Source organism: Enhygromyxa salina, from assembly GCF_002994615.1.
Lineage (GTDB): Bacteria > Myxococcota_A > Polyangia > Nannocystales > Nannocystaceae > Plesiocystis > Plesiocystis salina_A.
The window spans coordinates 41519-64609 of sequence record NZ_PVNK01000125.1 but is presented as its reverse complement, the minus strand read 5'-3'; the positions used below and the strand labels follow the sequence as shown (position 1 = coordinate 64609).

Sequence of the window (23091 nt, the reverse complement as noted above, 5' to 3'; positions counted from 1 at the left end):
CCTTTTCGCCGAGGGCTTTGTCGCCAAAACTTGCAGTACGCCCGGTACAGCGGCGTTTTGGCTTCGCGCCCTCGGCGAAAATTCCGGCGCGAGGCGACACGATGCATTGCACCCCGGGCTGCTAGACCCTGAACGAGCGGACCGCGTCGGTCGCCCCGTCGGCGCGGACCAGCCGTCGGCCGCGGGCGAGGCAGACCTCGAGCACGGCGACGTGGGCCGCGAGCGCGTCGGCGCCCGCGAGCGCGATCGACTCGCCGTACTCGGGGGCGATCCACAGCAGCTCGTCGAGGCAGCCGAGCAGCTCGTCGCTGCCGAGCGCCGCGTGCTCGGCCCGGGCCTGGAGGTAGGTCAGCCCGGCGAACACGCGGGGGCCGAGCTTGCGCTCGCAGGCCCGGATCAAGCGGGGGCCAAGGTCGAGCGCGAAGCGCCCGAGCTCGAGCTCGACGCCGAGCAACGCGAGGGGCAGCGGGTCGGCGCAGGCAGCTTCGCGCGTGGCCGCGTGGCGCAGCGCGGCGGCTGGCTGGGGGCGTCGGACCAGGGCGCCGAGGTCGAGCGCGGGGCTGTCGATCGCGGCCTGCTCACGCCAGAGCTGGGCGAGCTGCACGAAGTCGTCGATGAGCAGGAGCCGGCGGTCCGCGGCCTCCTTGCCGAGGCGGTCGAGCTCGGCGGCGATCGAGTCGAGACCGACGCCGAGGCAGACCTCGACGCCGCGGCGGAGCGAGTCTTCAGCGGGTCGCAACAAGCGGACGCCGAGGGCGCAGAATTCGATCAAAAAGCCCAGCTGGGTCCGCGCGTCGACCTCATCAAAGAGCAGCGCGCTGAGGCTCGGAGCACGCCGAGCTCGCTCGCGGGCGCGCTCGACATGGGGCACATAGTGCTGATCTACATGGACGTAATCCGACATCGTCTCAACTCTCTCTATCGTGGAGGTCCACATATCGCGCGGGTTCGCGCGAAGCCAAAAACCTGCCCGCGCAGGGGCCTGGACGTGGGTGTTCAGTACTGCTCAGGGCACCCAATGGCGTCCCGAGCCCGCATCGTGCGAGATGTATGCCAGTGTAGGATTTGGCCTCAGCCGCTCGACTTCGCGCGATCGCGGGGTCGGACGTGACAATGAGGCCGGTGCTCGTCGCCATGCGGGCGAAAACTGTAGTCACGTCAGGCGCTCGAGCGGCGAGTGATTCGACCGCCACTTTCGAGTCCTGGGAGACTGTCTTTGATCGTCTGGCCGTCGGCGCGGATTGCCGAGGTCTGAGGCTTTGGATCAGGCGCGCGCGAGGGTCAGGATCGTGAACGCGTGGGCGTGGCGATCGTCGGCGGGGTGCTCGACGCGATCGAGCTCGCGCCACTGCGCGGCGTCGAAGCTCGGGAAGCGTGCGTCGCCCTCGACCTGCGCGTGGACCCGGGTCAGATAGAGGCGATCGGCGCGGGCGAGGGCCTCGGCGTACATCCGGGTCCCGCCGATCACGAAGGCCTCGTCCTCGCCCGCGGCCTCGGCGAGCGCGAAGGCCTGGTCGAGCGAGGCCGCGACGAGGGCCCCCGGCGCCTCGTAGTCGGGCCGCGAGGTCACGACGATGTTCACGCGCCTGGCCAGGGGCTTGCTGCCCTGCGACTCCCAGGTGCGCCGGCCCATGATCACGTGGTGGCCCCGGGTCGTGCGCTTGAAGTGGCGAAAATCGTCGGGCAGGTGCCAGGGCAGATCGTTGTCTCGGCCGATCACGTCGTTCTCGGAGGCGGCCGCGATCAGAGCGATGCGCATGCGGGGTATGCACGCACACCCCCGCGCGGCCCGTCAAGGTCTGGCGTGGGCCGCGTCGCCGCGACCGCGGACGATTGCGCGCAAGATTCGATGTAAGGTGCGGCAATGCGCGTGACCATGCGGATAAACCTGAACTCGTTCACATCGTCGTTGGCGTTCGGCTCGTCGCTGCTGCTCGGGGCGGCGTGCACGCCGGACTCCGCGCCCGCCGAGACCGGCGCCGCGAGCGAGACCGCCGGGACCGCCGAGACCGCCGAGACCGCCGGCGAGACCGGCGAGGATCAGGAGCCGCCGCCGCTCGAGGGCTACGCCGATCTGCACCTGCACATGTTCGCCGAGGACGCCTTCGGCGGCGGCTGGCTCCACGGCTCGGCGACCGGCACAGCCGAGCTCGCGCTCGCGCTGTGCGACGGCGGCGACCCCGGCGACCACGCCCGCCTTCAAGATGATCTCGCGCCCTTGTTCATGAACTGCGACGACGCGACGCTCCAAGATGCGGCCTCGCAGGTCCCGCTGCTGCAGGCGGTCTTGACCCTCGGCGGCCTCGGGATCTCCGAGATCGTCGGTGAAGTCCCCGGCAGCAAGGGCGACACGGGACTTCACGAGGACCGAACCGGCGGCTGGCCCGAGCTCGAGGGCTGGCCGCGCTGGGACACGATCGCCCACCAGCAGTCCTGGGAGGGCTGGCTCCACGACGCCTACGACTCGGGCCTGCGCATCGAGGTTGTCTCGGCCGTGACCCTCGACTGGCTATGTCGCGCGCTCCCGCCCGGCAACGTCGACCGCCCGCAGTGCGACGAGATGGACGACGTCCGCGTGCAGCTGCAAAAGGCCAACGAGTTCGCCGCCGCCAACGACTGGGTCGAGATCGCCCTCAGCGCCGCGGACGCCCGGCGGATCATCGAGGAGGACAAGCTCGCGCTGGTCTTGAGCATCGAGGCCTCGCACATCTTCGGCGAGGGCGACTGGAGGGCGCAGTTCGACGAGGTCTACGATCTCGGCGTCCGGACCCTGCAGATCGTCCACCAGCTCGACAACCGCTTTGGCGGGGCCGCGCCGCACAACAGCATCTTCCACCTCGCGCAATTCGAAGAGAGCTGCCATCTCGACAGCGACTGCGGCATCACGACCCAGGCGCTGACCCTCGGCTTCGACGTCGACGAGAACTGCCGCAACGTCAACGGCCTGACCGCCGAGGGCGAGGCGCTGCTGCGCGAGATGATCGCCCGCGACATGTTGATCGACACCGCGCACATGTCCGAGGCCCTGACCCGCGACGTCTACGAGCTCGCGGTCGAGCACGACTACTACCCCCTGTACCTCTCGCACGCCCACTTCCGCGAGATCATGCTCCCGGCCAAGGGCAGGGAAGAGAAGACCACGCCCTCGTGGATCGTCGGCATGGTCCGCGAGACCGGCGGCATGGTCGGCCTGCGCACCGCTCACGAAGAGGTCAACACCTACGAGCCCTCGGCGGTGACCAACACCTGCCACGGCTCGTCGCGCTCGTTCGCGCAGGCCTACGACTACGGGCGGCTCGGGCTCAAGGTCTCGATCGGGCTCGGCTCGGACTTCAATGGCTTCATTCAGCAGACCCGCCCGCGCTTCGGGCCGGACGCGTGCTCGGCCTCGTTCACCGAAGAAGCCCAGTGTCAGGCCCGCGACGAGCGGCTCGAGGGCTTCGGCGCGGTCGGCTCGGACTACGACGACCTGGGCCTCGGGCACGTCGGCTTGCTCGGGGATCTGATCGATGATCTCGACCAGCACGGCGTCGACGTCGAGCCGCTGCGCCACTCGGCCAACGACTTCGTGCGGATGTGGGAGCGGGCCAGCGGCGAGCGCAGCGGGCCGGCCGAGGAAGTCGACGACATGGAGCTGTCGGGCATCACCGTGCTGCCCTCGCACTTCGAGCGCCGCGCCGCGCTGCCGACCGAGTGCGACGAACCCTACTGTCCGGGGGCCCTGGTCGCGGGCGAGGCCTGTCGCTTCGACGCCGAGTGCGAGAGCGGCAGCTGTGCGGGGGCCGGGGACTGCGACGGGCCCGAGGGCGTGTGTGACTGACACACCCTCGTTTGTCGACCGGGGCGAGCGAGGTTGTCGGGCCGGAGGCCCGAGTCTTGGAGACGATAAAGACAATCGCCCTCGACAGCCTCTCGGCCGCTCACGCCCACGACGCAGCACATGGGGGAGGTCGGGGCACCCCAGCGCGTGAGGGTGAAGATCGTGGTCGTGAACATGGAACCAAGCTCGGCCGGTAGTCGGCCGCGACAAGCTGCAACATGTTCGCCCGCGAGCTCCCCCTCGCATTGATCGGTCCGGCGTGCATGTAGGCGCCCACATCCGAACAGGAAGGCGCCGCGGACGTGAGTCCGCCGGCCTCAGGCGCGGGGGTCAGTCCGCGTACTTGGGGTCGTTGGCCATCCGCCAGTCGAAGTTCGGCGCCTCGCGCCAGGCAACGTCGCGGCCAGTGATCGCGATCTCGCGCTGGGGCCGGAAGATTCGATAGCTGACGAAGCGGACCATGCGGCCGCGGGCGTCGGGTTGGTGTTGAAAGATCGGCTGGGCGAAGACTTCGAAGTTCCAGTGGCTGCCCCAGCCGTAGCGGCCCGAGATGAAGCCGTTGCGCGAGCCCATCTTGATCGACACGTAGCGCGTCGGCTGGAGCACGAGCCGCGCCCAGGTCCGGAAGTCGTCGGTCTGCGCGGCCGGGACCGCGAAGGCGTTGTGGGCCCGATCGTAGGTGGACTCGACGTGGATCCAGCGATCGCCGTGGCGCCCGGCGAAGATGATCTTCTCGATGTACATGCCCCAGGTGGAGTGGACCTGGGTGGTCAAGTTGGCGTCGATGAACCAAACCGGCGAGGCGCTGGCCGGGGCCGCGCCCGAGTCGACGTCGGCCGGGACCCACTGGGTCTGCATCCGGTTGTCGTTGAACACGCCCTCGGACGAGACGTCGACGTAGTCCATGACGACCGCGCCCCGGGCCTTGCGCCGACGGGTCGCGGTCAACGTGCGGACGTCGGTCAGGCGGCCGTCGGCCCGATCGAAGCGGACCAGGGTCCCGCCGGGGCGGTCCGAGCCCCAGCCGAGGAATTCGTTGTCACGGTTGTGGCGGGGGTAGGGGCCGCCCGAGTCCGAGACGATGATCGCCGGCTCGGCGGCGGTCAGGCCCGCGGGGATGCGGCACAGGCTCAAGGGATCGCGCGGGTCGGTGTCGAAGAGATCGGCGGGGATCTCATCGCCGTTGCGATCGCCGAGCAGGTGGAGGCCGCGGCGGTGCGAGTGCCCGGTCAGCACGCACTGCAGCTGGCGACCGGCGAGCATGTTCATCAGCGTCGCGCGGTTGGTCTCGAAGGTGCCCATCTCGAAGTGGCTGTAGCTCTCGGTCCCCAACGTGTTCTCGTTGAGGCGAAAGGTCCCGCGCGAGCTCCGGGCCCCGCCAGGGTGCATGGGCACCGACTCGATGTAGCTCAAGAAGGTGAAGTGCGAGGTCAAGGTGACCTTGCGATCGCCGCGCTCGTCGACGGCGCGCTGGAGCAGCGCGAGCTGGGCGTCGGAGATCGCGTCGTCGGAGCGCGGCAGGTGACCGCCCGACTGACCGCCGAAGGGGTCGATGAGGTCCTCGGTCGTGCCCCAGCCGAGCCCGACCAGCGACTGGTTGGGGAACTTGAACCACCAGTCGTTGAAGGGGGTCAGGACCAGGTGGAACCAGTCGAACCAGTCGGCGTCGAAGGAGCTCGACGCGCTGCGCAGCAAGCCGGCGCTGGGGCCGAAGGCGAGCAGGGCCTCGTAGAAGGTCAGGTTGAGGTCGGCGGGGATGCCCTCGTTGGTCCGGCTGGCGGTGAGCTCGGCGTTGAGCCGCGGCGAGATGCCGAAGGCGTCGACGTAGCAGTCATGGTTGCCGGTGATCCCGAACACCGGCTTTTGGTGGACGGTCATCGCCTCGTACATGAACGAGAAGAAGGCGATCAGATCGAGGCCGACGGGGTAGGTGGCGTCGGTGTAGGCGTCGCCCTCGATGTTCATCGCGTCCCAGATCTGCCGGGGCGTGCTGTCGCTGCGCAGCACGCAGCCCGGGTCGTAGGCGTTGCGGATGTGGTCAACGACGTCGCCGCCGACGATGATCGCGTCGGCCTCGCTGCCGGCGAGGCGGCCGAGGACCGCGTGGAAGCTGCGGTTGTTCTCGGCCAGGAGCGAGCCGATCTCGGGGGACTCGTCCTCGTATTGCCCGGCGCCGTACTCGATCACCCGGGCGTTGCTCTTGCCCAGGATCTGCCAGCGGGTGTTGATGTGGATGTCCGAGACGTGGCCGAGGTTGACGTGGGCGTGGGCGTCGTCGCCGGTCATCACGACCATCGGGTGGTAGGACTGGATCGGCTGCTCGGGGTCGACCTTGCGGATGTCGACGGTGTTGCCGTGCATCGGGAAGGCGTAGCGACCGCGGCCCGGGATGCTGTTTTGGTTGGAGCGGTTGTCGGGGCCGAAGCGGCGCGTGAGCATCTCGCGGATCATGAGATCGCTGAGCTCGCGGCCGACCCGGGCCCTCCGCGTCAGGCGGGTGACCGCGCCGTCGCGCATCGCGTAGTCGGTCCACTTGCGCTCGAGGAAGGAGTAATTGAGCTCGCCCGTCGGCGCGACGTAGGGGATCGCCGTGGCCTGGATCTTGACCCGATAGACCCGCCGGACCCGCTTGTCGCGCAGCGCCTCGCCAAACGAGGGGTGGAGGATCCCGGCGAACTTCGAGTGGGTCTCGATGATCGTCTCGCCGTCGTCCGAGACCTCGCCGGCCGACTCGACGATGATGTTGCCGGTCGCGGACGTAAACAGCGGCGCGGTGCTGACGGGCTTCTCGCTGCGCAGGCCCGCGGAGATCTTGAGCTGGGCGTTGACCATCGCCCGGGTCAGGGGGTGCTCGGTCGCGATCAGCAGCTCGAGCCACGGCTCGGCCTCCTGGCCCTCGATGTAGACCAGCGGGGTCATGAACGCCGGATACAAGATCACCCCGCGGGTGCTGGCGTGGCGGGCCGCGACCGTGGCCATGCTCCGCTGCGGGACCGGGCCGATCGTCGGGCCCGGCGGGGGTGGTAGCGTCCAGATGAAGTTGTAGATGTCACGAGCCACGGGCGTCCCCCCAGGTCATCGAGCCCTCGCCGTAGGTGTCGTCGTGAAGCCGAAGGTCGAGGGCCGGGTCGACCTGCAGCTGCTCGAGCTCGAGCTGCTCGAAGCGCGCGTTGTTGACGGCCACGTAGTCGTTGAGCGCGACGTCGACGAGCTCGGTCTGGGCCCAGCTGCCGCCGTTGAAGAACACGCCCGTGAGCGCGCCGCCGACGATGTGGCAGGCGCCGCGGACCTCGAGCCGCTCGAAGGCCGCGTCGTAGAGCACGGCGTCGCGCAGCATCAGGCCGCCGAGCACGGAGTCCGCGACGAGCAGCGAGGGGATCGCCGGGCAGGCCTCGACGCGCAGCTCGAGGAGCCGGCAGTCGAGCACGCGCGCGCCCGGGAGCTCGGGGCAGCCGCGGAGGGTCAGGCGCCGGGCCTTGGTCCCGGAGATCGACAGCTCGGCCACGCGGGCGTCGAGGAGCTCGGCGCTGACGAACTCGCAGTCGATGATGCGCAGGCCCGCGACCGCGACGCCCGCGAGGCTGAGCTTGTCGATCGTGCAGGCGGTGAAGTCGGCCCCGCGCAGCTCGCCGCCGCGCAGGTCGAGGGTCTCGGCCCGGGCCCGGGTCACGCGGGGGCCCTCGAGCTGGCAATTTTCGAACCGGGTCCCCGAGAGGTCGCACTCGCGCAGCTCGAGCACCGTGACGCGCAGGACCTCGAACACACAGCGGAGCAGCTTGGTCCGGACCGCGGTCACGTAGCGCATGCTGCACTCGACGAAGCGGCAGCCTTCGAACGCGCAGCCCTCGAGCGTCGAGCTCTCGAAGTTGCAGCGCTCGAACACCACGCCCTCGAAGCGCGCGCCAGCCAGGGTCGTGCGGGCGAAGGAGACGTCGCGCAGCACACAATTGCGGAACACCGGGCCGGTCCAGTGCGTGGCCGTGAACAGCACGCGCGAGAGCGTGACCTGGTCGTGCGCGACCTCGTCGATCCACTTGACCTCGTTGACGCGACGCATCTCCAGGGTCCAGGGGACCCGACGACCCTCGGCGTCGGTCGGCGGCGCGCGGCGTAGCCAGCCGAGCTCTTCGGCGGTTGGCGGCGGCAGTGGGGTTGGCTTAGCCATCGGTGAATTCGGCGAGCTTGGCCACGGTCGCGTCGTCGAGCTCGCCCGTGATGTCGAGCTCGTTGTCTTCTTGGAACGCGCGCAGGGCCACGCGCGTGGGCTCGTCGAGGACGCCGTCGATCCCGTTGACGCCGTAGCCGAGCAGGTGGAGCCGGGCCTGGGCGCCGGACAGCTCGGAGCTCGGGTCCATCTCGCGCAGGTCGAAGCGGAAGACCTCCTCGAGCGGGGCGTCGTCGTCTTCTTCCTCGTCTTCGGGCTCGTCGTCGGCCGGCTCGGCGTCGTCGTCGGCCGGCTCCTCGAGGTGGTCGGGATCTTCGGGGGCCTCGAGCGTGAACCGGACCTCGGCGAGGGTCGCGAGGGGGTGGGTGGACTCCTCGAGCCAGCCGTCGCCGTCGGTGGTCCCGCTGCGCTCGACGCCGTCGCAGGAGAAGGTGTAGGCCGCGTCGGCCCGGGGCTCGCCGTCGACCAAGAAGCGCACGGTCAGCTTCGAGGGCACGCTCTTGCGCCGGATCTTGTGCTGCTGGCCGGTCGCGATTGACTCGGTCCGGAGCTCGAGCGGCGGGATGTAGACCTCGTCGCCGGGCTGGATCACGTGGGCGCTGCTGCGGAGTTCGCGAAGCTCACTGTTCTCGGGCGCGTCCCAGACGGTCTCCCAGGTGTGTCCGGCCGCGTAGGCGATGCTCTCGACCGAGTCTCCCTGGCTGGCCGTATGTCGACTTCCTTTGCCCAATTTGGGTCCTCCGACGCGGGGGGTGCGAACCCCGTCATTCGCGTGAGCGAGCTTTCAATGGTCGCACCGTCCCGGGCGAGTGGTCAATCGCTTGGCGACGGGACCGGGCGGCCGCGCCGTGCTAGCTTGCGACGATGCGTGTCTGGCTGCGCGGGTATGAGCTCAGGCGTCGGCCCTCGCCCGGCGAGGCCATCGACGGGGACCTCGTGACCCTCGACGCCCGCGCCCTCGACCGGCTCTTGCGCTCGGCCCTGGCCGATCGGTCGGTCCATCGGCTGCGGGCGCTGCTGCAGTGCTCCGGCTATCGGGGCGCGGCGCCGAGCGACGCCGGGCTCGGGGCTGCGCTGCGCAGGCAATTCGAGCGCGGCGAGCTCGTCGTCGTTCGGCGGCCGCTGCCGACCGTCAGCCCGGGCCTGCCCGTAGCGACCCCCCCGCCGGTCTACACCCCCGCCGAGCCCGAGGGCATCGTCGAGGCCAACGACTGGGTCGAGATCCTCGTCGAGGACGAAGACGAGCAGCCCGTGAGCGGGGTCGCGTATGAGATCGAGCTCCCCGACGGATCGCTCAGGCGCGGCCACACCAACCGGTTTGGGATCGCCCGGCTCGAGGGCATCCCCTCGGGCTCGTGCAAGCTGACCCTCGTCGAGCTCGACACCGCCGCCTGGGAATATCCGGGTTAGCCCGGCCCCCCACGGGCGCCCTGCACCTTGCCACGCAGGGCCGCTCGCGCCCTCGCTGCGTTCGCTCGCTCGGTGGGGCTGGGTACTCGGGTGCGGGAGGGCGGTGAGCGTATTGTGCGCGCGTTCGCTTTGCACTACGGCCGAGTTCGTCGGGAGTTTGCGCTTTCGCCAGTTTCGTCTTTAACTCCGGCCCATGTCGAAGTTCGTGTGCCTGAATCGGCGAAGCTTCACCCTCGGTTTGGGCGGCGCGTTGGCGGCCGCGCTGCTCCCCCGGGGCGCCCGCGCGGGCGGCTCGAAGGTCCTGGTCCTCGGCGGCAGCACGATCCACGGCGCGCTCGGCAAGAACATCGAGGCCGCGCTCGCCGACGCCGGGTTCACGACCGAGCGCCACGCCAAGAGCTCGTCCGGGCTCGCGCGCCCCGATTTCTACGACTGGCCAGCGGCCGCGAAGCGCTACTGCCAGCGCTCCTCGCCGAGCGCGGTCGTGGTCATGTTCGGCGGCAACGACGGCCAGGCCCTGTTCATGGGCGAGGACGCCAAGCCCAAGTGGACTCGCTGGGAGGACGCGGGCTGGGTCGCCGAATACCGCAGGCGCGTGCAGGCCTTCGCCGACGCCGTCGCGCCCGGCGGCGAGCAGATCTTCTGGATGGGCATGCCCGAGATGAAGTCCAACAAGCTCGACGGTCGGATGGAGCGGATGAACGGGATCTACGAGGCCGAGATGGCCGCGCGCCCGAACGGCCACTACCTGACCACGCGCGGGCTCATGCCCGGGGTCGAGGGCTACGCCGAGTTCGCCAAGATCGCGGGCAAGAATGTTCGGGTTCGGACCGAGGACGGCGTCCACTACAGCCTCCACGGGGCCCGGATCGTCGCCGAGGCGATCGTGCCCAAGATCACCGCGGCGCTCGGGGCCTGAGCGCTCAGCCCGGGCACGCGGACGCGCTCGCAGCGTCGTTGGCACGACACTCCTGCAGCAGCTGTTCGATCGTGGCGCGAATGACTTTGATCTCGAAGGGCTTGTGGAGGAATCGGCGGTGGAGGGCGTCGTCGGGCCAATTGTCGAAGGCGAAGCCAGACATGATGACGACCGGAAGGTCCGGGCGCTCGGCCTGGGCTGCATCTGCGAACTCGTCGCCCCTCATCCCTGGCATGATCTGATCGGTCAGGATCAGATCGATGTGGGGCGACTCCACGAGCAACTCCATGCCCTGGGTGCCGCACTCGGCCTCCAGGACCTCGTAGCCAAGCATCCGCAGCATGCGTCCGGTCACCGTGCGGACCGTGGAGTCGTCGTCGACGAGCAGCAGCGTGGCTGAGGTCGTGGGGATGGTGGCCTCGACCGAGGTGTCCTCGGTCGTCTCGTCCGCGCTGGTGACCGGGAAGTATGTGGTGAAGAGGCTGCCCTTGCCCACGGTGCTGCGTGCCTCGAGGTGGCCGCCCGCGCGGGAGACGATTCCGTGGCAACTCGACAGCCCGAGCCCTGTGCCTCGGGTGTCGGTCTTGGTCGTGAAAAAGGGCTCGAACACGCGGCTCAGCACCCGCGCGGGCATGCCCTTGCCCGTGTCCTCGACGTCGACGCGCACGTAGGAGCCTGGCGGCAGCTTGCGACCGTGGGCCCGTTGATCGCTGAGGTAGGTGACGCCGGCCCGCACGAAGATGGTGCCTTTTTTCTCGATGGCGTCGCGGGCGTTGATGACCAGATTCACGATGACTTGCTCGAATTGACTCGGATCAATCGTGACCCAAAGCGGGGCTTCGGAGATGTCGGTTTCGAGCTTGATGCGGGCAGGGATCGTCCGCTCGAGCAGCTGCGTGATGTGCTCGAGCCGGACGCGCAGGTCCGTGTGGTCGGCGACCGAGCGCTCCTGGCGAGCGAAGGACATCAGATCCTTCACGATTCGTGCGGCGTCCTCACTGGTCGAGCGGATCAGCGCGAGCTCTTGCTGAGCCGGGTGGTCGGGCTCTAGCCGCATGGCAGCGATGTCGGCGCAGTTGAGGATCACGACCAACAAATTATTGAAGTTGTGGGCGAGCCCGCCCGTGAGCTGGCCAATCGACTCCATCTTCTGAGCCTGGTTGAGCTGGGCCTGGAGGCGAATCCGCTCGCTCACGTCGCGCAGTGACATGGCGATGTGGGTGACCTCCTCGTTCGCTCCCTCGACCGGAGTGGCGGTGACCTCGTAGCTGCGCGGGGGCTCGTCGAAGCTCTCGCACTGACCGACCCAGAGTTCCCCGTCGAGGACGCTCGCCACGATCTCCTCGACATTCACCGTTGGATCAAAGTTGACCAGCGATCCGAGCGCCCGGTGTACGCCGGCCTCGAGCGCGAGTTGCCGCCCGGCGACGATGTTGAAGTCGAGCACGACGCCGTTGGCGTCGACGAGGAGGACCGAGTCGGGCGATGCGCCGAACTCCGACCACGGCGTCAGCGGGGTGCCCGGGGCGATCGGGGGGCTGGCGATGCGTGTGAGCGCCTCGACCTCCCACGTGTTCCACGGGAGGGCCTTGCCCTTCAGCTCGGCTTTCCAGGCACGGAAGGAGTCGCGGGGCGCGAGCAGGCCGTCGGGGCTCCGCTTGACCGGCTTGGTCGGGTCGCCCGCCCAGGTGACGGTGTGGGCGACTTCGTCGCGAAACAGCAGGATCCAAGAGCGTGGCCGTTGGTCCCAGCGCGCGGCGAGCAGACCCGGCGGCAGCTCGAGATCCAGGCTCGGCATGCTCACGGCGAGCTCGTTGGTCGCAACGGAGGTCTGCTCGGTGGTGTCGAGCCAGGTTGCGAGGGTGTCGAGGCTCGACCTGGGGGGCGCGTTGTCGGTTCGCTTGATGGCGGCTCCGTTGACCAGCGCCGCGCTGCTGGCACCGAGCGCGGCGGACAGCGACCCGAGCAATTCCATCCCCGCGAGCTGCCAGGTCGGACCTGCGGAGAAGCTCCCAAACAACTGGTTGACCCGGATCGCGCAAGACGCGGCGAGGGCCGCCTGCTCCTCCCGCTCGGCTCCGTGACAGACGACCGACAGCACCTGCGACAGCATCTCGGTCAGGATCAGCAGCGAAGGCGCCACTACCCGCGGGGTTGTGTGGTGACACGCGATCATTCCCCAGAGCCGGTCGTTTCGAACCAGGCTGATCGACAGGCTCGCCGCTGCCCCCATGTTGTGGAGGTAGCGCAGGTGGATCGGGGACACTCCGCGCAAGTACGAGCCCGACAGATCGAGGTTGGAAGGTGAGATGCTGTGGCCGGCCAGCGGCACGGGGGTGTAGGCGATGTCCTCGATCACGCGGACCCGATTGCGGACGAACAGCGCGCGGGCCTGCGCCGGAATGTCAGAGGCGGGGTAGTGGAGGCCGAGGTAGCTCTCGAGGTCGGCACGAGCCGCCTCCGCGATGATATGTCCCGAGCCGTCGTCGGCAAACCGGTAGGCCATGACCCGGTCGTACCCGGTCAATTCTCGGATTGCCCCGACCAGGCACTCGATGATTTGGCCGACGTCGCGGAGCCTGGCGAGGGCGTAGACGTCGAACACCTGACAAAAGCGCGCTGCGACTTCGGTCAGTGGGTCCTCCTGGAGGAGCGCTTCGACCAGGAAGGGCGCGCGGTCGTGTTCCTGCGACAACATGGTCGCCAGCGGCGGGCGGTCTTCGTTCCAGGTGTATTGGTGCAGCACTCGTGAGCCGCGCCGTACTCCATTGAGGCTCCGGCGCAGCGCAGCGACGGTGTCGGGCGGCGCGATGTCGGGGAGCGCACGACCGAGCACGTCGCCGACGGGACGCTCGAAGAGGGAGTTGACGTTCGTGCTGGCGATCTCGACGACCAGCTCTTCGGGGCTCACGCCCAGCAGGCATCCGCTCGGACGTATCGATCCGATCCGATGAATCGGCTCTTCATCGCATTCGTGGAGGTCAGTCTCGCTTACTGGTCGCATATCGCCTCGTCGGCGTCGACCTGGCTCATCCACTGATGGAAGGTCGTGAAGGTGTGTTTTGCGGCGTCGGCGCAATTCTGGTGGTGGACGGGCTCGATGTTGTGTTCCAGCGCCGTCGTGAACCGCTGCCAGCGATTCTTCGCGACCGATGCATCGCAATCGTAGAAGCGCTGTCGCAGGCCTTGGTACCAGCGATGCGTTGAGAGTGAGGCTTCGACCACCCGGGCGCCCAAGCGCGAACCCTCGAGCACGTACGCGATGCCGGCGCTGGCGGCGAGATCGGGCGGACCGGCGATCGGCTGGCGTGGCAGGCTGTGTGGGTGATAGCCGAGCGCGACGAGATCACTCGCTAGTTGAGGTGCTCTCGGCGCGGGGACGAGGCCCAATCGCGGCCACAGCTGTGTCCGGAGCACCGCCGCCTCGAGCGGCTCGAACACGCCGAAGAAGCGGGTCTGAATCAGCCCAAAGGTGTCCACATCGAGGGTGGGACGCAGGAGCAGCTCGAACGCAGGCAGTGTTTGCAATGCGCGATGATGGTCGTGCGTGACCGATCGAAGCAGCTTCGTGAGACGGGCTGAACTGGGTGCGGTGACGTGGGCCCCGGTCATGATTGGCTTCGAACCTAGCCCAACGATCGTGAGCGACAACTGGCGGGCGCAACGCAACTCGCGCGGCCGCAGACAGAGCTCTCCTCCGCGCGCGGCGCCTCGTTCTGACGCTCTTGACCTTCGAACAGATCGCCGCGCTAGCAGCCCGGGGTGTAATGCATCGTGTCGCCTCGCGCCGGAATTTGCGCCGAGGGCGCGAAGCCAAAACGCCGCTGTACCGGGCGTACTGCAAGTTTTGGCGACAAAGCCCTCGGCGAAAAGGCCAAGCGAGGCGGCGCGAGGCATTGCACCCCGGGCTGCTAGACCGCGACCGGGGCCGAGATCCGCGGGTGGGGATCGTAGCCGACGAGCTCGAAGTCTTCGTAGCGAAAGTCGAACAGCGAGGCCGGCGCGCGCTCGATCAGCATCTGCGGTCGCCGCCGCGGCTCACGCGAGAGCTGCAGCCGGGCCTGGTCGAGGTGGTTCTGATACAGGTGCGCGTCGCCGAAGCTGTGGACGAAGTCGCCGTACTCGAGCCCGACGACCTTGGCGATCATCATGGTCAGCAGCGCGTAGGAGGCGATGTTGAACGGGACGCCGAGGAACACGTCGGCGCTGCGCTGATAGAGCTGACAGCTGAGCTTGCCCTCGGCGACGTAGAACTGAAACAGGCAGTGGCAAGGTGAGAGCGCCATCTGAGGCAGCTCGGCGACGTTCCACGCGCTGACGACGAGGCGGCGCGAGTCGGGGTTGTGGCGGAGCTGCTCGACGAGCTGTGAGATCTGGTCGATCGTCTGACCGTCGGGCCCCGGCCAGCTGCGCCACTGGCGGCCGTAGATCGGCCCGAGCTCGCCGCGCTCGTCGGCCCACTCGTCCCAGATCGAGACCTTGTGCTCGTGGAGGTAGGCGACGTTGGTGTCGCCACGCAAGAACCACAGCAGCTCGTGGATGATCGAGCGCAGGTGGAGCTTTTTGGTTGTGACGAGCGGGAAGCCCGCGGCGAGGTCGAAGCGGAGCTGGTGACCGAAGATGCTCTTGGTCCCGACGCCGGTGCGGTCACTCTTGTCGACGCCGCGGTCGAGGATCTGCTCGAGGAGATCGAGGTAGGGGCGCACGCGGGGGAGGGTACACGGTGTGACAGCGCTGGGCGACCACCCGGTCTCAGGCGCTTCTATGCCACTTGGCGCTTGGAGTCACGCGCGCGGACGAACTCGCGGGTCGGCACGTGCTCGATCGACCCGGGCACGTCGGCGTCGGGTGTAACGAGACGCGGGATGCCGGGATCGTCGAAATCGTCAGTGTCGAGCGCGTGGGCGATTTTCCGCGTCGCGACCAGGCGGCCAAGCACAAAGAGCGAAATGGCCAAGAATACGCCGACGAGCAATGGACCAAAGAGTCGCAGAGTGACGGTTGCGGACAGAAGATCGAACATTTGCATTATCCTCGATAGCGAGTGGCTCGCCCCTACTGTGGTTCAAAGTGCCTTGATCGGTTCGTCATTATCAGTCGTCACGCTGTGACGGCCATCTCGGGTTCCCCTGACCCGGGCTGCTACACCGTCGCAGACACGCCCGATCGCGTTGAGCCCGGCGTCGAGCAGGTCGAGCTGATCCGCGTCGGTCACGCGGGCGTCGAGCTCGATCGACCGCTCGCCTCGCGGCTCGCGCACGAGCTCGGGGGCGAGCGTCTTGTGCCGTCAGCGCACCGAGCTCGGCCGCGGTCGGAGAGCTGGTGTCGCGCGGCCCCGGGCGCAGGTCGTTGCGCGCGAGCGCGCGGGTCCGGTCGATGTTCGATGCGAGCATCTGCCCCTCGATCAATAAGATCGATGGGCCCGTCGAGTCGCGGCAAGTCGTGCGCGCAAGCCGCTTTCGCAGCAAAGATTGCAGGCACTGACCGCCATTGTGGGCGTGTGCCAACTATGGAGGGTCAGCGCACGAAAAGAGTGCGCTTTAGAAGCCGGCGCCGGTAGTGCAGGTTGATCGGCAGGAGCACGGATCACCATGTCGATTGAACCCTCACTGAGCGCGATGTTGACCATGTTCCGGCCTTCTGGCCCCGACCTCTGGGCGTTTTGGGTCCTGGCGGGGCTGTGGATCGTGATCTTGAGCTTCGTCTGGGGAATGGTTCGCTGGCTGCGTGACCAATCCGAGGACGAAGGTCACCGGGGCCTTTGAGGTCCTCGGCGGTCGCGGCCCGGGTGGGGTCGCGACCGTCGGAATTTTGTCTTCCCATGCCGGTCTTCCTACTCGCTGCCAAGTCCCCGCCAAACCTCGAGGCCCTCGCGCTGGGCCCGACGATCGGATGGCTGACCTTTCTATGCGCGCTGGCTGTCGGGGCGCTGATCCTGCTCGACCGCGAGCGTTGGCGGCGGTTCTGGCTGCGGACCGAAGACCCCCGGGCGATCGCGGCCTTTCGCGTGGCCTTTTGCGTGGTGTTGTTGATCAACATCAACAACATGTGGCAGCACTTCGAGCTGCTGTTCACCGACGAGGGCCTGTTCATGACCGACTCGGCCCGGCAGAACCTGGCCCGGCGGCAATTCGCGGGCTACGGCGAGGGCGTCGACGGTGAGCCGGTCGGCTTCTTTGATGGCTTCGCGATGTTGCGCTGGCTCCGGGGCCCGCGCTATTCGCTGCTCTACTTTTGGGACTCGCCGCCGGCCTTCTATACCCAGCTGGCGATCTGGGAGCTGGCGACGGTCGCGTTCTTGGTCGGCTTTCGCACCCGGCTCAGCGGGGTGATCAGCTTGGTGCTCACGCTCGGGTTCATGGGCCGCAACCCGATCTACATGTCGGGCGCCGACTCGGTGTTCCGGGTGATGTTCATCTACCTGGTCCTGGCCAAGAGCGGCCACGCCTACAGCATCGACAATTGGCTGCGCTGTCGTCGGCTCGCGCGCGCGGGCGAGCTCGACACCCGCGAGGGTCCCGGCGGGGGCGCGGGCGTGGCCCCGAGCGAGGCGCAGCCCGGCGGGCTCGCGGCGATCTATCGGCGGATCCCGGCGTGGCCGCGGACGCTGATCATCTTGCAGCTGGCCACGATCTACTTCTGGACCGGCTGCGCCAAGACCGGGCGCGTGTGGTGGCGGGGGGACTCGCTCTACTACGCGCTCAACCTCGACCACTTCAACCGCGTGCCGACGCAGTTCATCGGCTACGTGTTCGGGACCAACGTGTTCCGGATCATGACCTGGACCGTTCACTTCTGGCAGATCGGTTTTCCGCTGGTCGTGCTCGGGTTGATCGTGCGCTGGGCCCGGCGCGAGCGCCTCGAGCCGCCGACGGGGTGGCGGCGATGGGGGCTGCGCGCGGCCTGGACGGTGCTCGGGCTCGGGGCGCTCGCGATCATCTGGGTCGGGCTGCCGGTCCACTACCCGGTCGACAAAGCTGGGATCCCTGCGGTCCGGACCGTGCAGTGGCTGGCGCTCGGGGCCGGGCTGGGGCTCATGGTCGGGATCGCCTGGGGCTGGCATCGCCTCCGTGAGCGGCCCTTTGAGTGGACCCTTCGCGGGCGCACGCTGACCCTGGATCTCGACCGCTTCTTCTCGATCTTCGCCGGTCGCAAATTCTGGCTGACGCTCGGGCTCTTGTTTCACCTGCACATCCTGGTGCTGATGAACATCGGGATGTTCGCGCCCGTGATGATCGCGGTCTACGTCGCGGTCCTCAACGGGACCGAGGTTGCGATCTTGGCCCGGCGCGTGGGCAGGGGGCTCGCGCGGCTCGGGGTTCCGGGGATCCCGGCCTGGGTCGCCCGGGGCGAGCGGATCACGCCAACCGAGGATCGCTCGCTGCCGCAGCTGCATCACGATCGTCGGGCGGTCCCGACCGGGGTCATTTTCGCCGGCTTTGCGTTCGTGGCCGCGGCCGTGCTCGCCAAGGTTCAGGGCCACGGATTTTGGTGGTGGTCGCTCCTGGTCGGGATCTTCACCCCGCTCGTGTACGCGATCGTGGCCCGCGTGGGCGAGGGTCTGGGCAGGGGCGAGGCGAGCGAGGCCAAGCCCGAGCCGGACGCGTGGACCTGGGCCTACGGGTGGTTTGGCCGGGCCTTCGTCGGGACCCTGATCGCCGTGCACCTCGCGGCCCTCGCCGCCCACTCGATCCCCGACAAGGACTGCACCGCGAGCTTCCGCAAGCCCGCGCGCGCGGTCGTGCTGCCCTGGGTTCAGATCACCCAGACCTATCAGAGCTGGAACATGTTCGCGCCCAACCCCACGCGCAGCAACGTGTTCATGAAGGTGTTCGTGACCGATCAGGACGGGCAGCTCTGGGATCTCTATACCGACGTCAACTCGCCCCGGAACAAGGTCTCACCCTGGCTGATCTACGATCGGATGGGCAAGATCACCCGCCGGGTCACGGGCGACGCCAAGCACTATCAAAAGTGGATCGCCCGCTATCACTGCCGCAAGTGGGCGCTCGAGCACGATGGCCAGCTCCCGCGGACCGTGGAGATCATCAAGCAGTGGTACGCGGTCCCGCCTCCGAAGCTCATGCGCGAGCGCGGGCCCTACGATCCGGCCGCCTACCTCGAGGCCCACGGCAAGCAAAAGCGGGTCTACCGGGCCCGCTGCGCGACCGAGCCCGACGCCCAGCCGACCAACGAGATCCGGCGTCGCCACGGCCTGGCTTCGGTCCCGGACAGCGAGATTCATCGCGCGACCAAGCCCCGCCTCGATCGCTGGCAGCGGCGCCACGAGATCGAGGCCGAGCGCGAGCGTCGGGAGGCGGCGAAGGCAGCAGCAGGGTAGGGGTGTGCGATAGTGCGGCCGCGGGCATGCACGACAAGCAGATCATCCTCCACGTCGGGCTCCACAAGACCGGGACAACCTTCTTGCAAGAGCGGGTGTTTCCGGCCCTGCCGCGGGTCCGCTTCGTTCATCCCTATCACCGCGCGCGGCCCGACGACGGCCCGATCGAGCGCTTCTTGCTCGAGCTCTTGTTTCGCAACGCGGCCTGCGTCGATGTCGAAGCCCACCGCGAGCGGATCGTTGCGTGGCTCGCACAGGTCGAGGAGCCGACGGTGTTGATCAGCTCCGAGGCGATCGTCGGCTGGCCGGCCGAGAACCACAGCAACCTCGCGGTCAACACGGAGCTCCTCGCCCGGATGTTCCCCGCGGCCAAGATCTGGCTGGTCGTGCGGCGGCAGGACTCGTGGGTCGCCTCGGCCTATTCACAGCTGCTCAAGGCCGGGTGGTCGACGACGATCGAGCGCTACCTCAACTACCGCGGCGAGGGGCAGTTCGACCGCTACAACATCGGGCTCTACAACGGCCCCAACGTCGACGCCCGCGATCTCGACTGGTTCGCCTTCGACTCCTTGTTCCGGGCGCGCTGGGGCGAGGACGCCGTCTTGACCTTGCCCTTCGAGCTGTTTCGGGCCGACGCCGACGATTTCCTCCGGCGCTTCTACGCGTTCGCGGAGCTCGAGGGGGTGTTCCCCGAGGCGGGCGAGCGCGTCAACGAGAGCTGGTCACCGGTCACGCTCGGCCTCGCCAAGCTCGTCAACCGGGTCCCGATGCCGGTCAAGCTCGCTGTCCGCGAGCGCCTCGGCAAGGACTGGCATCCGTCCGCCGTGTTTGCTCGGACGGTCGAGCCGCTGCTGCCGAAGCGCAAGGGCAGCAGGTCGATGTCGCCGGAGCTGGCCAAGGCGCTGCTCGATCTTCACCGCGAGGACAACCGCGCCCTCGGTGAGCGGATCGGCGTCGATCTTGGTGAGTACGGCTACTGAGCTTCGACCCGGATCTCTGAGATGGGTCCACGCGTCGTGCGTCCCATGGACGAGGGAGCGCAGCGAGCGAGCGGCCGCTTTTGCGGCCGTAGGTCGCAGAGTCGCTGACGGCTGTGGCGGTGCTCGCAGACGAGCCCCAATGAGCTGCTGGGCGAGCTGCTGGGCGAGCTGCTGGGCGAGCTACTGGGGATCGGGCAGCGTCGACTCGCACTCGGTCAGCGGCCCCGCGAGCCCGCTCCAGCCGGGGTAGGCGTTGCCGTTGGGCGTCGGGCCCGTGACCAGGACATCCGAGAGGCTGAGGTCGTTGGGGTCGGCCTCGAACAGATCGGCGTCGGAGTTGAGGATGTAGAGGCGCGCGGTGTCGTCGTTGAACAGCGGACCCCCGAGCACGTGGATGCCCCAGGTCCCGCCGTTGCCGATCTCGACGGCGGTCCCGGTGTTGTAGTCCATCTCGTAGACGGTGCCCGAGTCGATCGCAAAGCCGAGCCCGTCGGTGACCTCGCCCATGTCGTCGATGCCCGGACCCATGTCGTCGATGTCGGCGACCGAGGCCATCTCGAGGTCGGTGATGACCTCGTAGCTGAGGTCGCCCGCGAGGTAGTCGCCGGTGAAGCGCAGGAGTCGGTTGCCCTCGGAGCTGCCGACGTCGACGCCGGTGTCCATGAGGTAGACCAGGCCCTGGCAGTCGGTGTAGAGCGCCTCGATCCGGAGCCCGTCGGGGACCGTGCCGAGGATGTCGACCTCGATGTCCTCGCCCATCGTCGGGGGCTCGGGGACGTGGAAGATCTGGGTGGCCCCGGCGCTCTCGCGGGAACCGACGAGCGAGCCGTCTTCGAGCATGGTCAAGCCGTTTTGGCCGTCGATGAGGGGGGTGAGGATCGTGCTCGCGACCAGCTGGACGACGGAGCCGTCGTCGGGATCGATCTCGATGTAGATCAGGCGATCCTCGACGGAGTACCAGAGGTTGGGGTTGACCCACAGCGGGTCGGCGTCGGGGTCACCGTCGCCGTCTCCAGTGTCGCCGTCGCCGTCGCCGTCGCCGTCACCGTCGCCGTCACCGTCACCGTCACCGGTGTCGCCATCGCCGTCGCCGTCACCGTCACCGGTGTCGCCATCGCCGTCTCCGGTGTCGCCGTCGCCGTCACCGGTGTCGCCGTCGCCGTCGCCGTCGCCCGGGTCGCCGTCACCGTCGCCGGTGCCCTCTGCGGTCTCCGTGTTGTCCTCGCTGCCCGAGTTGCCGTCGCCGTCGCCGTCGCCGGAGCCGGTTTCGGAGCCGGTGGCGGAGGAGTCACCACCATTGCCGCCATCGTCGCTGCAAGCGAAGACGAGGGCGAGGACCGTGAGCAGGGCAAAGGAGCGTCGCATGGCCTGCAGTGTCGCACGGGGCAGGGGGGAAGCCAGCAGCCAAAGTGGTCGACCCGCGCGTTCGTCACCCGATCGTTGCGCTGTGGAAACTCCGAACGCGCGTGCTAATGCACGCTCGCCGTGCCCGAGGGCGATACGATCCACCGCGTCGCGGCGGCCCTGCGGCCGGTGCTCGATGGCCAGACGCTCCTCGCCTGCACCTGCGAGCTCGCGGCCGTCGACGACTGGCAGATCGTCGGCCGTCGCGTCGATCGCGTCGAAGCCCGGGGCAAGAATTTATTGGTCCATTGCGCGCCGCTTCACGCCGTCGCAGGCGAGGCCGATCCCCGTCGCGCAGACCAGCTGCCCGTTGCGATCTGGACCCACCTGGGCATGCACGGGCGTTGGTCGGTCCGCGGGGCGGGCGATGTCGCGCGAAGCTCGGGACCGCGCCCGTCGCTGGTCCTGCGCACCCAGACCCACGCGGCGGTCTGCACCCGACCGGAGATCCTGAAATTCCTCGGTCCCCGCGGCCTGCTGCGTAGCCGCGCGCTGGCCCAGCTCGGCCCCGATCTCCTCGATCCCGGCGCGGACCTCGACGAGGCCGTCGCCCGTCTGCGCGCGCTCGGGGAGGTCGCGCTCGGAGCCGCGATCATGCGTCAGTCCGCGGTCGCCGGGATCGGCAACGTCTACAAGTCGGAGCTGCTGTTCCTCGAGCGCCGCGATCCCTTCGCGCCCGTCGCCGCGCTCGAGGCCGCCGAGCTGCGGGCGCTGCTCGAGCGCGCGCGCGAGCTGATGCGCCTCAACCTCGATCGCGGCGGTCCTCGGCGGACGCGCTTCGAGGGCCGCGGGCGGCTGTGGGTCTACGAGCGCAGCGGTCGACCCTGCCGTGTGTGCGGCGAGCTGATCCAGATGCGCCGCCAGGGCCGGCTGGCCCGCTCGACCTACTACTGCCCGGGCTGCCAAGCTCAGAGCCCGTCGTGATCGCTCAGCGGCACGCGCCAGGCGTCCGCGTCGAGCAGCGGACCGTCGGCGTCGTCAGCATCGACGGCTGGCGTGTCCCCGACCTCGAGCACGAAGCGCTCACCGCTGTCGCCGTAGCCGGACCGACGCGCGAGCGCAGACAGGGTCGGGCCGAGGGCGTCGAGCAGCAGCACGCCGTCGGCCCGCTGCGCTCGGACGCGGCGCTCGACGCCGTGCAGCAGCAACTCGAGGAGCTCGGGGTCGTCGTCCCGGGCCGCGAGCTCCATGATCACGCCGAGGCGCGCGCCGGTCTCGCGCGTGGTCATTCGGTAGGCGAGGACCCCGATGAGCGCGCCCGCGCGGCACAGACCCAAGAGCGTGTAGGGGCCGCCGTCGGCCGCCGCCTGGTAGCGTGCGCACAGCTCCTCGGCGGCCCAGCGACGGGTGACTCGGCCCGCGCGCGCCCGCGCGAGCAGCTCGGCGACGCCCTCGGCATCCTCGGGCAGCGAGAGTCTGACGATCGAGGTCGCGCGCGGGCGTCGGCGTGGTCGCAGGTCGTCGGCGCGCGAGGGGAGGCTGACGACGCGATCGAGGGGCTCGGCCACGCGCCGGGCCCAGCCCGGCCAGCCGAGGCCCTTGGCCAGCAGCGAGAGCGGGCGCAGGGGCTTGAGGCGCAGGGCAACGCGGCTGACCTCGCGCAGCTCGCCGAGGGGGTGGGCCCGGGCGAGATCGAGTGGGCCTGCACGGTAGACCTGCTCGACGCCGAGCTCGGCGAGGCCCGCGAGCATGGTCTGCGCGAGGCGGGCAGGGGGGAGCGCGTCGAGATGATCGTCGTCGACGTGGAGGACCGACCAGTAGCCGGCGTCGACGGTGCGATCACCGATCTGGAGCCGGCGCAGCTCGGCGCAGGTCATGGCCACGATGTGTTGGCCCTCGACGCCGACCCAGGCCCGGACGCGGGCGGGATCGAGATCGTGCAGGACCCGGCGCGGGTTGGGCTCGGGCCCGTCGAGGCCCGCGCGTGCACCGAGCAGCGCCGCCAACTCGGGCAGGTCGCTCGTCCTCGCCTCGCGGATGCGCGTCGTCACTCGGCCCTCGCCGCAGTGTAGCGACAACGGCGCGACGCGTCGCGGATCCAGGGGCGAGCGG

At 68.9% G+C, this 23091-nt stretch carries 19 protein-coding genes; 7 read left to right on the top strand and 12 right to left on the bottom strand.

The window, feature by feature from the left end; all coding sequences use genetic code 11:
• Nucleotides 1-121 precede the first annotated feature (121 nt).
• Together ENSA5_RS12750 and ENSA5_RS12745 are read right to left on the bottom strand one after the other, a co-directional pair.
• A complete protein-coding gene (locus ENSA5_RS12750; RefSeq protein WP_146155625.1) occupies nucleotides 122-904 on the bottom strand; it encodes a hypothetical protein in 783 nt (260 codons plus the stop codon).
• Between the two features lie 360 nt (nucleotides 905-1264).
• Complete coding sequence (locus ENSA5_RS12745; protein WP_106391918.1) at nucleotides 1265-1759, bottom strand: dihydrofolate reductase; 495 nt, start codon at nucleotides 1757-1759, stop codon at nucleotides 1265-1267.
• A gap of 117 nt (nucleotides 1760-1876) precedes the next feature.
• On the opposite strand from ENSA5_RS12745, the gene ENSA5_RS12740 reads away from it, so the two are divergent.
• On the top strand, nucleotides 1877-3820 hold the full coding sequence (locus tag ENSA5_RS12740; protein WP_181197705.1) for a membrane dipeptidase: 1944 nt from the start codon (nucleotides 1877-1879) through the stop codon (nucleotides 3818-3820).
• A 330-nt stretch (nucleotides 3821-4150) separates the two neighbouring features.
• Here the strand turns inward: ENSA5_RS12740 and ENSA5_RS12735 are convergent, their stop codons facing one another.
• Genes ENSA5_RS12735 through ENSA5_RS12725 form a run of 3 tightly spaced genes read right to left on the bottom strand, consistent with a single transcriptional unit; the run spans nucleotide 4151 to nucleotide 8715 of the window.
• Nucleotides 4151-6880: a metallophosphoesterase gene (locus tag ENSA5_RS12735; protein WP_106391916.1), complete on the bottom strand. Its 2730-nt coding sequence runs from the start codon at nucleotides 6878-6880 to the stop codon at nucleotides 4151-4153.
• Entirely contained in the window at nucleotides 6870-7985 is a 1116-nt protein-coding gene (locus ENSA5_RS12730; protein WP_106391915.1) for a pentapeptide repeat-containing protein, read from the bottom strand. Before ENSA5_RS12730 ends, ENSA5_RS12735 begins: the two co-directional genes overlap by 11 nt.
• Nucleotides 7978-8715, bottom strand: a complete 738-nt coding sequence (locus ENSA5_RS12725) for a peptidoglycan-binding domain-containing protein (protein ID WP_106391914.1) — start codon at nucleotides 8713-8715, stop codon at nucleotides 7978-7980. Before ENSA5_RS12725 ends, ENSA5_RS12730 begins: the two co-directional genes overlap by 8 nt.
• 134 nt (nucleotides 8716-8849) lie before the next feature.
• On the opposite strand from ENSA5_RS12725, the gene ENSA5_RS12720 reads away from it, so the two are divergent.
• Entirely contained in the window at nucleotides 8850-9395 is a 546-nt protein-coding gene (locus ENSA5_RS12720) for a hypothetical protein (RefSeq protein WP_106391913.1), read from the top strand.
• 193 nt (nucleotides 9396-9588) lie between these two features.
• A complete protein-coding gene (locus tag ENSA5_RS12715) occupies nucleotides 9589-10314 on the top strand; it encodes an SGNH/GDSL hydrolase family protein (RefSeq protein WP_106391912.1) in 726 nt (241 codons plus the stop codon).
• 4 nt (nucleotides 10315-10318) lie between these two features.
• Here the strand turns inward: ENSA5_RS12715 and ENSA5_RS12710 are convergent, their stop codons facing one another.
• The 5 genes from ENSA5_RS12710 to ENSA5_RS12690 form a co-directional block, all read right to left on the bottom strand.
• On the bottom strand, nucleotides 10319-13351 hold the full coding sequence (locus ENSA5_RS12710; RefSeq protein ID WP_146155624.1) for an ATP-binding protein: 3033 nt from the start codon (nucleotides 13349-13351) through the stop codon (nucleotides 10319-10321).
• Nucleotides 13306-13926 (bottom strand): biliverdin-producing heme oxygenase, encoded by a 621-nt coding sequence (locus ENSA5_RS12705; RefSeq protein ID WP_146155623.1) that lies wholly within the window; start codon nucleotides 13924-13926, stop codon nucleotides 13306-13308. The genes ENSA5_RS12710 and ENSA5_RS12705 overlap by 46 nt, the downstream gene beginning before the upstream one ends.
• Nucleotides 13927-14225: 299 nt before the next feature.
• Nucleotides 14226-15020, bottom strand: a complete 795-nt coding sequence (locus ENSA5_RS12700; protein ID WP_106391909.1) for a thymidylate synthase — start codon at nucleotides 15018-15020, stop codon at nucleotides 14226-14228.
• Nucleotides 15021-15076: 56 nt separating this feature from the next.
• Complete coding sequence (locus tag ENSA5_RS12695; protein ID WP_146155622.1) at nucleotides 15077-15337, bottom strand: hypothetical protein; 261 nt, start codon at nucleotides 15335-15337, stop codon at nucleotides 15077-15079.
• Nucleotides 15338-15379: 42 nt separating this feature from the next.
• The gene (locus ENSA5_RS12690) at nucleotides 15380-15574 is read right to left on the bottom strand and encodes a hypothetical protein (protein ID WP_106391907.1); all 195 of its coding nucleotides are present in this window, start codon (nucleotides 15572-15574) and stop codon (nucleotides 15380-15382) included.
• A gap of 367 nt (nucleotides 15575-15941) precedes the next feature.
• Between ENSA5_RS12690 and ENSA5_RS37585 the strand changes: the two genes are divergently transcribed.
• From ENSA5_RS37585 to ENSA5_RS12680, 3 genes are read left to right on the top strand one after another with little or no spacing between them, the layout of a single operon-like run.
• Entirely contained in the window at nucleotides 15942-16079 is a 138-nt protein-coding gene (locus ENSA5_RS37585) for a hypothetical protein (RefSeq protein ID WP_181197704.1), read from the top strand.
• A 56-nt stretch (nucleotides 16080-16135) separates the two neighbouring features.
• Nucleotides 16136-18655, top strand: a complete 2520-nt coding sequence (locus tag ENSA5_RS12685) for an HTTM domain-containing protein (RefSeq protein WP_106391906.1) — start codon at nucleotides 16136-16138, stop codon at nucleotides 18653-18655.
• A gap of 26 nt (nucleotides 18656-18681) precedes the next feature.
• Nucleotides 18682-19635: a sulfotransferase gene (locus ENSA5_RS12680; protein WP_106391905.1), complete on the top strand. Its 954-nt coding sequence runs from the start codon at nucleotides 18682-18684 to the stop codon at nucleotides 19633-19635.
• 180 nt (nucleotides 19636-19815) lie between these two features.
• On the opposite strand, the gene ENSA5_RS12675 is transcribed toward ENSA5_RS12680, so the two are convergent.
• Nucleotides 19816-21000 (bottom strand): hypothetical protein, encoded by a 1185-nt coding sequence (locus ENSA5_RS12675; RefSeq protein ID WP_106391904.1) that lies wholly within the window; start codon nucleotides 20998-21000, stop codon nucleotides 19816-19818.
• A gap of 120 nt (nucleotides 21001-21120) precedes the next feature.
• On the opposite strand from ENSA5_RS12675, the gene ENSA5_RS12670 reads away from it, so the two are divergent.
• A complete protein-coding gene (locus tag ENSA5_RS12670) occupies nucleotides 21121-21963 on the top strand; it encodes a DNA-formamidopyrimidine glycosylase family protein (protein WP_106391903.1) in 843 nt (280 codons plus the stop codon).
• On the opposite strand, the gene ENSA5_RS12665 is transcribed toward ENSA5_RS12670, so the two are convergent.
• Nucleotides 21948-23030, bottom strand: a complete 1083-nt coding sequence (locus tag ENSA5_RS12665; protein WP_106391902.1) for a hypothetical protein — start codon at nucleotides 23028-23030, stop codon at nucleotides 21948-21950. The genes ENSA5_RS12670 and ENSA5_RS12665 overlap by 16 nt on opposite strands.
• Nucleotides 23031-23091: the final 61 nt, after the last annotated feature.